Source organism: Niabella aquatica, assembly GCF_054779315.1.
Genome location: NZ_BAAGYM010000003.1, coordinates 312041 through 326807, shown reverse-complemented (window position 1 = coordinate 326807; position 14767 = coordinate 312041). Strand labels below are relative to the sequence as shown.

Annotated in this window: 13 protein-coding genes; 10 read left to right on the top strand and 3 right to left on the bottom strand. The window is 42.6% G+C overall.

Translation table 11 applies throughout. The features are described 5' to 3' along the window. Positions 1 to 131: 131 nt before the first annotated feature. A complete protein-coding gene (locus tag ACYVBM_RS03030) occupies positions 132 to 1583 on the bottom strand; it encodes a patatin-like phospholipase family protein (protein ID WP_460684135.1) in 1452 nt (483 codons plus the stop codon). A 295-nt stretch (positions 1584 to 1878) separates the two neighbouring features. On the opposite strand from ACYVBM_RS03030, the gene ACYVBM_RS03025 reads away from it, so the two are divergent. Next, entirely contained in the window at positions 1879 to 4149 is a 2271-nt protein-coding gene (locus ACYVBM_RS03025) for a GH92 family glycosyl hydrolase (RefSeq protein ID WP_460684134.1), read from the top strand. A 58-nt stretch (positions 4150 to 4207) separates the two neighbouring features. Here the strand turns inward: ACYVBM_RS03025 and ACYVBM_RS03020 are convergent, their stop codons facing one another. Together ACYVBM_RS03020 and ACYVBM_RS03015 are read right to left on the bottom strand one after the other, a co-directional pair. After that, on the bottom strand, positions 4208 to 6070 hold the full coding sequence (locus tag ACYVBM_RS03020; protein ID WP_460684133.1) for a 2-oxoacid:acceptor oxidoreductase subunit alpha: 1863 nt from the start codon (positions 6068 to 6070) through the stop codon (positions 4208 to 4210). Between the two features lie 118 nt (positions 6071 to 6188). Further along, positions 6189 to 6569, bottom strand: a complete 381-nt coding sequence (locus tag ACYVBM_RS03015) for a RidA family protein (RefSeq protein ID WP_460684132.1) — start codon at positions 6567 to 6569, stop codon at positions 6189 to 6191. A gap of 150 nt (positions 6570 to 6719) precedes the next feature. On the opposite strand from ACYVBM_RS03015, the gene tsaB reads away from it, so the two are divergent. The 9 genes from tsaB to argH all read left to right on the top strand — a co-directional run bounded on the left by tsaB (position 6720) and on the right by argH (position 14609). Next, entirely contained in the window at positions 6720 to 7415 is a 696-nt protein-coding gene (tsaB, locus tag ACYVBM_RS03010) for a tRNA (adenosine(37)-N6)-threonylcarbamoyltransferase complex dimerization subunit type 1 TsaB (protein WP_460684131.1), read from the top strand. Between the two features lie 75 nt (positions 7416 to 7490). Then, on the top strand, positions 7491 to 7829 hold the full coding sequence (locus ACYVBM_RS03005) for an ArsR/SmtB family transcription factor (RefSeq protein ID WP_460684130.1): 339 nt from the start codon (positions 7491 to 7493) through the stop codon (positions 7827 to 7829). Between the two features lie 11 nt (positions 7830 to 7840). Next, positions 7841 to 8488, top strand: coding sequence for a rhodanese-like domain-containing protein (locus tag ACYVBM_RS03000; RefSeq protein ID WP_460684129.1), 648 nt, complete (start codon positions 7841 to 7843; stop codon positions 8486 to 8488). 106 nt (positions 8489 to 8594) lie between these two features. Continuing rightward, the gene (locus ACYVBM_RS02995) at positions 8595 to 9746 is read left to right on the top strand and encodes an aspartate aminotransferase family protein (RefSeq protein ID WP_460684128.1); all 1152 of its coding nucleotides are present in this window, start codon (positions 8595 to 8597) and stop codon (positions 9744 to 9746) included. 201 nt (positions 9747 to 9947) lie between these two features. Next, positions 9948 to 10913, top strand: coding sequence for a Rossmann-fold NAD(P)-binding domain-containing protein (locus tag ACYVBM_RS02990; RefSeq protein ID WP_460684127.1), 966 nt, complete (start codon positions 9948 to 9950; stop codon positions 10911 to 10913). A gap of 2 nt (positions 10914 to 10915) precedes the next feature. After that, positions 10916 to 11734 (top strand): acetylglutamate kinase, encoded by an 819-nt coding sequence (gene argB, locus ACYVBM_RS02985; RefSeq protein WP_460684126.1) that lies wholly within the window; start codon positions 10916 to 10918, stop codon positions 11732 to 11734. Beyond that, positions 11724 to 12794, top strand: a complete 1071-nt coding sequence (locus ACYVBM_RS02980) for a M20 family metallo-hydrolase (protein WP_460684125.1) — start codon at positions 11724 to 11726, stop codon at positions 12792 to 12794. The genes argB and ACYVBM_RS02980 overlap by 11 nt, the downstream gene beginning before the upstream one ends. 109 nt (positions 12795 to 12903) lie before the next feature. Next, the gene (locus ACYVBM_RS02975) at positions 12904 to 13200 is read left to right on the top strand and encodes a hypothetical protein (protein WP_460684124.1); all 297 of its coding nucleotides are present in this window, start codon (positions 12904 to 12906) and stop codon (positions 13198 to 13200) included. A 59-nt stretch (positions 13201 to 13259) separates the two neighbouring features. Then, positions 13260 to 14609: an argininosuccinate lyase gene (gene argH, locus ACYVBM_RS02970; RefSeq protein ID WP_460684123.1), complete on the top strand. Its 1350-nt coding sequence runs from the start codon at positions 13260 to 13262 to the stop codon at positions 14607 to 14609. Positions 14610 to 14767 lie beyond the last annotated feature (158 nt).

Genomic DNA, 14767 nt, shown 5'->3' with positions numbered 1-14767 from the left:
GGTTGTTAGTAGTGGGTCGTGAGAAAATCCCTCTAAATATGCAGTATTCACTCACCACTGCCAATTCAGTATTTACCTCAAATACGGGAGCTTACCACTAGCATAACACTGCTATCAACTGTCAATTCAATTTATCCCTTATTTCCTTCAATAGTTGCCTGCATAAAAGCCCGGTCGTTCTTATAGGCTTCCCAGTCGAAGGTTAAAAGAAATTGTGTTGCTGCTTCAGCGCCTTTTTCAAACATCGCCAGCTTATCTTTATCCGAAACAAAAAAGTTCAGCCAGTTATATTCAGCCAGCGGTATTGTGCCAACGCCGCGTGAGTACACTTTATTCTTTAGCTGGAAATCTTTATCATAATAATTACGGATGGTATTAAAAATACGGCCAAAATAACCCATCATGGTCCAGCCGGAGGCATGTTTGGTTTTATCTTCCGGGGCAGCATCATCCAGGTCAATGCCAAAAGAAGGCAACCGGGGAACCATTACTCTTGGGTTGTAGAATATATTAATTGGAAAATTGGAAAGAATTCCGCCATCTACAAATCTTGCTATGCTGGGAGGGTCGTCCTCATCAAATGTATCTTTCCATTTCCTTTTTATCTCTGGATTTTTGCAGGGAATATCTTTTATAAAGTAGGATTCAAAGAACATAGGGATAGACATAGAAGCCCGAACAAAACCTGCGGGGTGCAGGTCATCATTTTCTTTATTTCTGAACAGGCCGGCCATTACCGGGAACTCTATTTTATTTTGTGTTGCCAGTTCGGATGTAATAAACGTTACATCACCGTTTAGCGCTGACAGGCCCTGCGGGTGCTGGTGCCGCAGGTGCAACCCGGGAATTTCCTGACCGGCTTTGCTGACAAGGTCGCTGGTGTTGGTTACGCCATTGTCGCGCATTTGCTTTTCTATCCAATTGTAAAAAAAGTTCCCGGGATTAATGCCATACCCGGCAGTTTTAAATTTTTTAAAAAGTCCGAGGATATAACGGATTATTTCAGCGTAAATGATCATTACAACAATAAGCGCAAAAATCAATGTATTGCTTAAAGCATCTAATTGCTCCTGTTCTTTTGACAGGACCAAAAAAACAAAGCTGCCTGTCAGCAGCAGGGTAAAAAGCGCTATAAGCCCTATCACAGTATTCCTGGCCCGCTTAAAATAGTTTTTATGGGTGATAAATTTCCTGATGATCCATCGTGCCGCAGGCGCTCCATCCACCAGGTCAAAAAAATTGAGGTTGCTGATGGCATCCAGCACACGGGTTGATTTTTCTTCCTGCTTCTGGCCAATAACCGTAAGCATTGCTGTATTAATAGCACCGGCGCTTGTACCTGCCAGGCGCAAGAACCGCACGCCCATCTGCTCTAAAACATAAGTGTAGCCCACCAGCGCCACGCCTAAAACACCACCGCCTTTTTGTACGAGATTTACATATTGATGTCCCTCTGTGTCCAGCACATCCGATACTTCAAATGGTCTGCCATTTGGCCCAAAAGCTTCTCTCAGCGTTTTTAAATTATTGAGTACCCTGGGACTATTGGTAAAATCCTGAACAGTAATTTTTCTGGTTTGCATGTTAAATGTTTAGCGTGTTTATTGTATGAACCGTATATTATCGTAAGTTACCGCCTGCAGTGCAGCCGGCCTGTGAAACTAAGTTATCCTGAAAATTTCTGAAACAACAGCTCATCGCTTATATTAGTTAGCTAAAAGCCTGTGCAAACCGTGTACTTTTTAAAAGTTGGCCTGTATGCTGTATAATACCTTTGGATTGACTTAATTTGTAGGAGCGGAATATCCATGATCTAAAACGTTCAGCCGATCATCATCGAAGATTACATCCAATAATAGAAAAAATAAACATTTACAGATGAAAAATTTTGTTTTACCAGCTTTGTTAGTGCTGGTTTTCTTTACCGTGGAGGTTAATGCCCAGGGAAAAGGGGCTCAGCAACAATATACAGATTATGTAAATCCTTACATTGGCTCACTGGGCGATGGGCACGTATTTGTAGGTGCTAATGTGCCATTTGGCGGGGTGCAGTTGGGGCCGGTAAATATTATGCAAAAATGGGATAAGCAAAATGGCTGGGGCTGGTGCAGCGGCTACAATTATAAAAGCGAAGAAATATTAGGCTTTACCCACACTCATTTAAGCGGTACGGGTATTGGGGACCTGAACGATCTTTTAATGTTGCCTGCAACAGGCCCGGTGCAAATCCGGCCCATGCAGTTCGGCAATGAGCAATCGGGTTACGGCGCTTTTTTCTCCCATGCTAAAGAAAAGGTAATTCCGGGCTACTACGAAGTGCAATTGGATAAGTATGGGGTAAAGGCTGCATTAACAGCAACAGAAAGAACAGGCTATCATCAATATACTTTTCAAAAAACGGATAATGCGCATGTTTTAGTAGATCTTGGCTTTGCAATGGGCTGGGACAGCCCTTATGATGGTGTTATCCGCCTTGCAGGAGATCATACCATTGCGGGATACAGGTTTTCGAAAGGATGGGCACCGGATCAGCGTTTTTACTTTACGCTAAGGTTTAGCAGGAAGATAAAAGCGATTGATTTTTATAATGATAGTTTAAAAGCCGATAAACAGCTGAACGAGGTGAGGGGCGCAAGATCAAAAGCCGCCATCTATTTTGATGTGAAGCCGGGAGAAAGCATTGAGGTACAGGTAGGCATATCCGCGGTTAGCGAAGCGAATGCTGCTTTGAATATAGACCAGGAGATAGGCACCAGATCTTTTTCTGCGATTAGGAATGATGCTAAAGAAAAATGGAATAAAGCCTTGTCTGTGATTAATTATGACGCAGATGAGAAGCATAAAACAATATTTTATACGGCGCTTTATCACAGTCTTTTTGCACCCAATATTCACGATGATGTCAATGGCGATTATCTTGGTGCAGATTTAAAACCTTATAATCGGCAGAAGGGTACCAATTACACTAATTTTTCTTTGTGGGATACTTACAGGGGGCTGCATCCGCTGATGACTATTATACAGCCGCAGCGTGTAAACGACTGGGTAAATAATTTTTTAAACATTTATAAGCAGCAGGGCAAGCTGCCTGTGTGGCATTTGCATAGTAACGAAACCAATTGCATGGTTGGTTACCCGGCTATTCCCATTATTGTAGATGCTTATTTAAAGGGTTTCCGGGAGTACGATGTAAACCTGGCTTATGAAGCCCTCAAACATAGTACTATGCAGCAAACAGATGGTATACAGTATATACAGCAGCTACAATATATACCGGCAGATAGCGTGGTAGAGTCCGTTGCCAAGGCGCTGGAGTATGCCATAAGCGATTATGCCGTTGCGCAAATGGCCGAAGCAATGGGTAAAAAAGAAGATCATGCTTATTATATGAAACGTGCCGGCCTGTATCAAATGTATTATGATACTCATGTAGGCTATATGCGCGGGCGGATGGCCAATGGCAGCTGGCGTACACCTTTTGATCACCAGAAAGCCGTACACCGTGATCATGATTTTACAGAAGGAACGGCCTGGCAATACACCTGGTTAGTACCACAGGATGTGAAAGGACTGATGAAACTGCTAGGGGGTGAAAGCATTTTCAGTAAAAGACTGGATACTTTTTTCAGCACACCTGCCGACCTGGGTCCTACGGCATCGCCTGATGTATCAGGGCTTTATGGGCAGTATGCCCAGGGCAACGAGCCCAATCACCATATTGCCTATTTATATGCCTATACAGGAGAGCCATGGAAAACGGCCAAACTGGTCAGGGCACTTACCGATAGCTTTTTTACGGTTAAGCCTGATGGCCTTTGTGGTAACGATGATATGGGCGAAATGAGTACCTGGTATATATTGTCGGCATTAGGGTTTTACCCGGTAAGTCCTACCAAAGGAGATTTTATATTAGGGTCACCCTTAATGAAGCAGGCAATAATCAGGCTGCCGGGCAATAAGGAATTTGTTATCAATGCTTTAAACCAGTCAGAAGATAATATCTATATTCAAAAGATCGCTTTAAATGGAAAGCCTTATACCAGGAGCTATTTGAAATACAGGGATATAATGAAAGGGGGTGTGCTTACCATTACAATGGGTAAAAAGCCTTCTTCATTTGGCAAGGAAAAAAAAGACCGTCCCACCTAAAATAATGGCCCATGATCTGAATCGTGGGCCATTAAGTTTTTTTGATTTTTATGATGCGCTATACCACCTGCTCTACTACAAAGTATTTATTCAGCTCTTCCACCAGCTCGGTTTTGGTAATAGGTACGCCCATAATTTTATTATAGCCTTTGGCATCTGTTAAATATTGGTCACGAATGATTTTAATAAGCTGGCCATTATTGATTTCGGGGATAACGATATGCTCAAAATTCTGGATAATATCGCCCAGGTTTTTAGGAAATGGCCGTAGATGGCGTATGTGTACATGGCTGATGCTTTTGCCTTCGGCCTGCAGATCGTGTACAGCAGATTTAATAGCTCCATAAGTAGAGCCCCATCCGATCACCAGTACTTTGCCTTTTTCGTCGCCGCTGTCGATCTTTTGATCAGGGATAAATTCTGCGATCTTATCTACTTTTTCCTGGCGGATCTTTACCATCAGCTGGTGGTTTTCCGGGTCGTAGCTGATATTACCGGTAATATTTTGTTTTTCTATACCCCCGATACGGTGCTCTAATCCCGGGGTGCCGGGAACTGCCCAGGGACGTACCAGGTGCTCATTCCTTAAGTAAGGCTGAAATTTTTCCTCATGATCCCAAAGCTCTGTTTTAAACTGAACATGAATGGGTGCCAGGGTTTCTTCAGTGGGGAAACGCCAGGGCTCGGCGCCATTGGCAATATATCCATCGCTCAGGAAAATAACCGGCGTCATGTGCTGTACGCTTATTTTAACGGCCTCGTACACGGCATCAAAGCAATCTGCAGGGCTCGCTGCTGCTATTACGGGCATCGGGCATTCCCCGTTCCGGCCATAATACGCCTGCAACAGGTCCGATTGTTCGGTTTTTGTAGGTAAGCCTGTGGAAGGCCCGCCCCGCTGCACATTTACAATTACCAAAGGAATTTCCAGCATTACTGCCAGCCCCATTGCCTCGGTTTTTAAAGCCATGCCCGGCCCCGATGTGGTAGTTACGCCCAAAGCACCACCATAAGAAGCACCAATGGCTGCAGTGATCGCTGCAATTTCATCTTCAGCCTGGAACGTACGGATACCAAAGTTTTTATGACGGCTCAGCTCGTGCAGGATGTCGCTGGCAGGTGTGATGGGATAAGTACCTAAAAACATAGGCAAACCGCTTTTTACAGAAGCCGCGATCAGCCCCATTGCCAGCGATTGGTTGCCCATAACAGAACGATAAGTGCCCGGTTCAATCCTTGCTTTTTCCACTTTATAAGTTGTGGTAAAGGCTTCGGTGGTATCGCCGTAATTATAACCGGCTTTCAGGGCCTTGATATTGCTGTTCAGGATATCAGGCTTTTTGGAAAACTTTTCTGTTAAAAAGCTGATCGTATTTTCCATATCCCGGTTGTACATCCAGTACAAAACGCCCAGGATGAACATATTTTTAGCCCGGTCTTTTTCTTTGGTTCCGAGGGTGAATTCTTTTAAGGCCTCACGGGTAAGCTTGGTAACGTCAATTTTCGTAAGCTCATATCCTTCAAGGCTGCCGTTTTCTAAGGGGTTTACTCCGTCAGGATAATTAGCCAGGCGCAGGTTTTTAGGATCGAAGCCATCGGTATTGGCAATAATTTTACCGCCTTTCTTTAAACTTTTCAGATTGGCTTTAAGGGCAGCGGCATTCATCGCTACCAGCACATCACATTCATCGCCGGGTGTATAAATATGGTTGGATGAAAAACGGAGCTGGAAGCCGCTCACACCAGGAATAGTTCCCTGTGGCGCGCGTATTTCCGCCGGGTAATCGGGGAAAGTAGAGAGATCGGTGCCTAAAAGTGCCGTATTGTTGGTAAACTGCGTGCCGGTAAGCTGCATACCATCGCCACTATCACCCGCAAACTTTATAACAACATCCTGTAAAACTTCCTGGTTTCTGTTCATGCCTCTAAAAATTGGGGCACAAAGGTACGGAAGTTAGTTCATCGAGTGATGCTGGATGCTAAATGCCTGATGCCCGCAGCGTTTATGCTTTTTGCCTTCAGCCTTCAGCATCCAGCAACTACCTTACCGCAATCATACTGATCTCTACATTCACAAACTTAGGCAGTGCTGCTACCTGCACTGTTTCGCGCGCGGGGAAATCACCTGTAAAATACTGGCCATAAACCTCATTGATCTCAGCAAAGCGCTTCATATCTGTAATAAAAATAGTAGATTTAATCACATTAGTAAAATCCAGGCCCGCTTCTTTTAAAATCGCCTGCAGGTTTTTCATACATTGATGGGTTTCATCCTGTAAGGTGGCGTTATGCAGCGCCCCGCTTTGCGGATCCAGCGCAATTTGCCCCGAGATATAAAGCGTATCGCCGGCAAAAACAGCCTGGCTATAAGGGCCAATCGGAGCTGGTGCTTGATCTGTTTTGATAATTTTTCTTTCCATATTTTATCAGGTTATAAGTTACAATTGTACGAAAACCTGCCTGATTTATTACCCGCAATCAAAAATTTTAAGGCTAGAGCCCTGCTTTATTTGCAAAAAGGAGCGTTTTGCAAAGGGGTATTTACGGTTGAAATTATTAAATGTTCAGTTATGCCTTTTATTTATTTTTTTTGCAGCATGCTTATTTTAAATATTGATACCGCAATTGATAAAGGATCTTTTTGTATTAGTAATAATTATGATGTATTTTTTTTTGAGGTTAATGAAAAAAGAAAGGAACAGGCAGGCTGGTTGCATCAAGCTGTTAATAATGCTTTACAAAAACAGGGAATTGCCCCAGCTGATCTTGATGCCATAGCAGTAAGTAATGGTCCGGGCTCTTATACTGGCTTAAGAATAGGGCTGGCTGCAGCAAAAGGATTATGCTATGCCTTAAAAAAGCCACTTATCTGCCTCAACACTTTACAGATTATGGCTAAAGCCGTTCAGAGAGAAGCAACTGATTTGATTTGCCCGATGATCGATGCAAGGAGGATGGAAGTTTTTACAGCGTTTTATGATAAAGATCTGAATATTTTCAGGGAACCGTTCGCAGCGGAACTTTCGGCAGGAAGTTTTGCAGATATTTTAGAAAAGCATCATGTAACATTTACCGGGAACGGAAGCGCTAAATTTCAACCTTTAATCGATCTACAAAAAGCCCGGTTTATTGAAAAAAACGTTAATGCCTGCGATATGACAGCATTATCGGTACATTTTTTTGAGAAAAAATCTTTTGCAGATGTTGCATATTGCGAACCGTATTACGTTAAAGATGTATATATAGTAAAGAAAGGAATATATTAAAAAATATTTACTATAAACAATACTATAAAAGTTTGTAATTTTAGAGGCTCTAAACATCTAAACATTTCATTTATAATGAGTAATTATCACATCTCCTTCACTTTAAAAGAAAGCCCGGGTGAAGAGTTAACGCTGGATACGCTGGCTATTAAAAAGGCAGCACTGATATTGCGTGCTTTTAATCACAAGCTAAGACAGCAAATTTTAAAACTGATCGATACCCAGGAAAAAGTAACCGTAACAGAGATTTACGTAAAACTTAGAATTGAACAATCGGTAGCTTCGCAGCATCTGGCCATTTTACGCAAGGCCGATTTTGTAAAAACTGAACGCGACGGAAAGTTCATTTATTATACAGTGAATACCGAACGCATGAAAGAGCTGAATAAATTTGTAGGTGAGCTACTGTCTTAAGCATTTCTTATATGAACGCATTAATAGTTGAAGATTTTGAAAAATACCGGGAGAAAGGTTGTGCTGTTCTTGATACAAGAAGTGTGGACGCCTTTAAGCAGGGATTCATTCCGGGTAGTGTAAACATACCCGTTACCAGCCGGCTGCCGGAATACGCAACCATTGCTTTTAAAAAGAACGAACCATTAATTTTAGTAACAGAACCGGGAGAGGAAGTGACTGCAGCGGCCGAACTTAAAAAAGCCGGCATAGAAGAGATAGCAGGATTTCTAAACGGTAGTTTTGAAGCATGGCAAAAAGCGGGGAAGCCAATAGACATGATTATAGATATAGAGGCAGATGAGCTAATGATGGACATTCCGTTTGACGAAAACCTGGTGGTAATAGATGTTCGGAGACCCCTTGATTTTGCCCAGGGCCATTTAAAAAATGCCGTAAATATACCGCTGGAAGAAATGAGCGATGTTTTGAATTTAGCTCAAATTGAAGAATCTGATAATCTTTATCTGCATTGTTATGTGGGCATAAGGAGTGTAATAGCAGCATCAATAATAAAAAAGCAGGGTATTCATAATTTAAGGAACATTGCCGGCGGATGGGAAGCAATACAAAAAGAAGCTAAAGCAGAAATAGTGAAAGAACCAGAGTTGCTGAATTAAGCCGATATCAATAATTTTTCTCGCCGGCCATTAATATTTTAAGTAATTTTACAGCCCCCGCCGCAGGCGGGGGCTATTTTTTATTATTTTCCAATAACCGGAACAGATGAATTTATTTGATGTTTACCCTCTCAACAATGTCACTATCACCAAAGCTAAAGGTTCTTATGTTTGGGATAGTGAAGGCAACCAGTATTTAGACCTTTATGGCGGGCACGCTGTTATCAGCATTGGCCATACACACCCGCATTGGGTACGACGCATTGAAGAACAGCTGGAAAAAATAGCGTTTTACTCTAATTCTATACAAAATCCTTTACAGGCAGAACTGGCAAAAAAATTAGGCGAGGTTTCGGGCAAGGAAGAGTATCATTTGTTTTTGTGCAATTCAGGTGCAGAGGCCAATGAGAATGCGCTGAAACTGGCATCGTTTCATACAGGCCGGAAAAAAGTGGTAGCCTTCAGCAAGGCTTTCCACGGGCGCACATCGCTGGCGGTATCTGCTACTGATAATAAAAATTATATAGCGCCGGTAAATGAAACAGACAATGTGGATTTTCTGCCGTTTAATGATGAAGAAGCACTGGAAGCGCATTTTGCCAAACATGGAAAAGATATTGCCGCGGTAATTATAGAAGGCATCCAGGGTGTTGGTGGCATTAATGTAGCCAGTGAATCTTTTTTAAAATTGATTCGTACCTTATGCGATAAATACCGGGCCGTTTATGTTGCAGATGCGGTACAATGCGGATATGGACGGAGCGGCAAATTTTTCAGCCACGATTTTGCCGGGGTGAACGCTGACATCTATTCCATGGCCAAGGGTATGGGAAATGGCTTCCCTATAGGCGGTATCATTATTGCACCACATATAAAACCCAAACATTTCCAGTTAGGCACTACATTTGGCGGCAACCACCTGGCCTGTGCTGCGGCACTGGCGGTGCTGGAAGTAATGAAGGACGAAAAGCTGATGGGCAATGCTACCATGATCGGTAAATACTTACGCGATGAGCTGAAAAAAATCCCTGAACTTCAAAATGTGCGTGGCCGTGGCCTGATGATAGGTTTCGACGTGCCGGAAGAAATAGCTGCACTAAAGAAAAACCTTTTACTGAACCAGAAGATTTTTACCGGGGAAGCGAAACCTAACGTGATAAGACTACTTCCTTCACTGGCTTTGAAAAAGAAAGATGCAGAACAGTTTATTGAAGCGGTGAAAGAAGAGATCGAGGCATTTGCTGTAGTGGCGGAGTAAAACTTTTGTCCATACAGCAGTATTCCTGTCAGGCACTATTGCAGCGCACACTTCAACGATAGAATAAATATCAGCTAATATAATCATGGTTCGTGTTTTCGCGAACCATGATTTTTATAAATGAAGCAGTAATTTTACAACCCCTAAGAACTTCAATAAAGAGAAGGGAAGCTTAATAAATATTGAAACTTTATCTATACAATGTCACTACTTAAAAGCAACACGTTTATCAGCGCGCACGATGTTACAGATATTAATGCCTTAGCGCAAAAAGCATTAGATTACAAAGTCCATCCTTTTATTGATAAAAAGCTGGGTGAAGGCAGGCGCATCGGTTGCTTGTTCTTAAACCCCAGCATGCGCACCCGCCTAAGCACACAAATAGCTGCACAAAACCTGGGTATGGAAGCCATCGTGTTTAATGTAGGCAGCGAGGGCTGGCAACTGGAGTTTGAAGAGGAGGCCATCATGAGCGGCAAAACAGTAGAGCATGTCAAAGATGCAGCCCCCATTTTTGGAAAATACTTTGATATTTTAGCTATCCGAACGTTCCCGTCCCTGGTCAATAAGGAAGATGATTACAGCGAATTGTACATCAACCAGTTTATAAAATATTCAGGCTTACCGGTTGTAAGTTTGGAAAGCGCAACGCTGCATCCTTTACAAAGCCTTACCGACGTCATTACGATTAAAGAGACTTTTAAAGCGCAACGGAAACCCAAAGTAGTGCTTACATGGGCGCCGCATGTAAAGCCGTTGCCACAGTGTGTAGCCAATAGCTTCGCGCAATGGATGAACGCCTGGGGGGCAGCGGATTTTGTAGTTACCCATCCCGAAGATTATGAACTGGATAAAAAATTCACCGGTACTGCGCCTGTTATCTACAACCAGGATGAAGCGCTGAAAGACGCCGATTATGTATATGTAAAAAACTGGAGCACTTACAATGATTATGGGAAAATTTACAGCAACGAGCCTGAGTGGATGCTGACACAAGAAAAGCTGCAGCTTACCAATAATGCCAAAGTAATGCATTGCCTGCCGGTTCGCCGCAATGTAGAGCTGAGCGATGAAATTTTAGATAGCCCCAACAGCATTGTTACGCAGGAAGCCGGCAACCGGGTATGGGCTGCACAAGCGGTATTATCAGAACTTCTTAAAGGTTAACGATGATGGAAAATTTATTTGTAGTTAAGATTGGAGGAAATGTCATTGATAATGAGGATGCATTAAAGGCATTTCTTGTTTCTTATTCTTCCATCAGGGGCTATAAAGTATTGATTCACGGCGGGGGGAAAATCGCAACCCAAATCGGCGACCAGCTGGGCATTGAATCAAAATATATCAATGGCCGCAGAATTACAGATGATAACACCATCGACATTGTAACAATGGTTTATGGCGGATTGATAAATAAGAAAATAGTAGCGCAGCTACAGGCTTTGCAATGCAACGCAATCGGACTTACCGGTGCAGATGCCAATATTATACCGGCTGCAAAACGACCGTTAAAAATAATTAACGGTGCACCTGTTGATTTTGGATGGGTAGGCGATATTGAAAGCGGAAAGCTTAATGCTGAAAGCGTAAAACAATTGCTGACCGCTGGTTTTACGCCGGTATTTGCACCGCTTACACATGACGCCCAGGGTCATATTTTAAATACCAATGCCGATACTATTGCATCTGCGTTAGCTGTTGGATTGTCTCAATTTTACAAAGTGCGTCTCATTTACTGTTTTGAAAAGAAAGGCGTATTAGAAGATGTAAATGATGACAATTCTGTTATCAGAAATGTCAACAAAAAGAAATACCAGCAACTGCTGGATGAAAATAAATTATTTGAAGGAATCCTTCCTAAGATAGATAATGCGTTTGCAGCTATCGATGCCGGCGTGAATGAAGTGCTGATAGGCGATGCAAAGGATTTGATCAGGAATACCACCCATTCAACTGAAGGAACTTTAATTACCGCTCATGAGTTGTGAAAAGGAATTATATAACGATGCTATAAGCCTGTTAAAGCAATTGATCCGCACGCCTTCCTTTAGCAAGGAAGAAGATAAAACAGCAGCTATTATTAAAGTATATCTTGAAAACGCTGGTATTGCTGTGCAGCAATCGGGCAATAATATCATTGCAAAGAATAAATACTTTGACGCATCTAAACCCACTATACTTTTAAATTCGCATCACGATACCGTTAAGCCTAATCCTAATTATACTTTAAACCCTTTTGAACCGATAGAGAAAGAGGGGAAACTATTCGGGTTGGGAAGCAATGACGCAGGAGGGTGCCTGGTATCGCTGATTGCCGCCTTTATTCATTTTTATAATGATGAAAATATAAAGTATAACGTGATGCTGGTAGCCAGTGCAGAAGAGGAGATCTCGGGCTACAATGGCATAGAGGTTATAGTAAAAGAATTACCACCGATTGATTTTGCCATTGTTGGGGAGCCCACTTTAATGCAGATGGCAGTAGCAGAGCGGGGGCTGATGGTATTGGATGCTGTTGCTCATGGCAAAGCTGGTCATGCAGCACGTAACGAGGGAAAGAATGCTATCACCCGGGCAATAAAAGATATTGAATGGTTCCACACGTACCAGTTTAAAAAAGTGTCTCCGCTTTTAGGACCCAACAAAATGTCCGTAACGGTTATTGAAACAGAGAACAAAGCGCATAACGTGGTGCCTGCTGTTTGCAAATATGTTGTGGATGTCCGGGTAAACGAGCTCTATATGTTTGAAGAGGTGTTAGCAGAAATTAAGCAACATGTACAAAGCGAAATAAAACCCCGCTCCACACGCCTGCGCTCTACGGCTATTTCAACAGAACATCCTGTTGTTAAAGCAGGGCTAGCTATGGGCAAAACCATGTATGGCTCACCTACTACATCCGATAAAGCGCTGATGCCTTTCCCGGCACTAAAAATGGGCCCTGGCGACAGTGCCCGCAGCCATACAGCGGATGAGTTTATTTACCTGGAAGAAATTGAAAAGGGGATAGCGGATTATGTTGAGATGATAAGCAGGATAATATTTTAGTTGCAGGTTACAAATTCCCGGTTCCGGGAGTTAAACATGCTTCATCAAAAGCTACAGAGATTTAAATATTTATAAAGAAGCACATGGGCTGGCAAATGAAATACATCGTTTGAGTTGGCATTTACCTAAATTTGAATTGTACGAAGAAGGAGGCCAGATAGGCGCTCATCGAAGGCATTCTCCGCAGCTATTGCAGAAAGATATGGAAGAAGAAAATATAAACCGGAATTTTATAGGTTATTTTACTTTTTCTCAATCCAAATGTGATGAAACGATAGAGCACCCGGACTACCTGTATGAAACAAAATCTTTCACAGATAAGGACGTTTATGATAAATTAAAAGAAAGACATACCCCCTTAAGTAAACAAATTAATAAATTTATTGAATGGGTAGGCCGGAACTGAAATAATTTTCCTGCTGATAACACCAACCAATAACTGATAACCCGAAATTTGCAATTAACATGAAACTCTGGCAAAAAGATACGACCGCATTAAAAGAAGTAGAGGCCTTTACAGTAGGTAAGGACAGGGAGATGGATATGTACCTGGCTCCGTTTGATGTGTTGGGCTCATTGGCTCATATTCGAATGCTGGAGTCGGTTGGGCTTTTGGATAAGGCCGACTTAACCAAACTGCAGGATGCTTTAAAAGAAATTTACAGTCAGATTGAAAAGGGAGAATTTGTACTGCAGGACCATGTAGAAGATATTCATTCCCAGGTGGAATTATTGTTAACTCAAAAGCTGGGAGATGCCGGCAAAAAGATCCACAGCGCACGCAGCCGGAACGACCAGGTGCTGGTGGATATTAAACTCTTCTTACGCAGCGAAATTGAAAATATAGTCAATACGGTATTACCGTTTTTTGAATTGCTGCAGAAACAAAGTGAAAAATATAAGGACTACCTATATCCCGGCTATACACATTTACAACTCGCAATGCCTTCTTCTTTCGGGCTTTGGTTTGGTGCTTATGCCGAAAGTCTTGTAGACGATATGATTACCTTGAAAGGCGCTTTTGAAGTGGTGAATAAAAACCCTTTAGGTTCCGCCGCCGGCTATGGTTCATCGTTCCCGATCAACAGGCAAATGACTACCGACCTGCTCGGTTTTGCATCACTTAATTATAACGTGGTATATGCGCAAATGGGCCGTGGTAAGGCCGAACGTATTGTGGCGCAGTCCCTGGCTAATATTGCCGATACATTGTCGCGGATGAGCATGGACATGACCTTATACCTGAACCAGAATTTTGGTTTTGTTAGTTTCCCGGCAACGCTGACCACAGGAAGCAGTATTATGCCACACAAAAAAAACCCTGATGTATTTGAGCTGATACGTTCGCATTGTAATCGTATCAAGGCACTGCCGAATGAGATCATGATAATGACCACTAACCTGCCTTCAGGTTATCACAGGGATTTGCAGCTCTTGAAAGAGCATTTATTCCCCGCATTCCACACATTAAGAGAATGCATTGAAATGGCGGGGCTGATGCTTTCTAATATTGATATTAAAAAAGAGATACTGGTGGATGAAAAATATAAATACCTGTTTACCGTTGATCTTGTGAACCAGATGGTAATGCAGGGCATTCCTTTCCGTGATGCTTATATACAGGTAGGCCGCTCTGTTGAAGATGGCAGTTACCAGGCTCCCCGCTCCTTTGGAGCAGCGTTGGGGGTGAGGTCTCACGAAGGCTCCATACAAAATTTATGCACAGCCCAAATCAGGTCAGGGATGGATAATGCTGTTGCTGATTTTGGTTTCGAAAAGATCCACGTAGCGATTAACAAGCTGTTACAGGAGTAAATTCACTGCCTGCTGAAGAACTTTTTTCAAAAATAAGAGCAAGCCTGCTGTAAACGCCACAAAGTGTGATAAGAAGCATAAAAAGTCTTCAAATCAGAGGCCTTTGCCCTGAGCGTTCGGGATCTTGTAGCAGATAATGAACCCCGAACATCTCAATA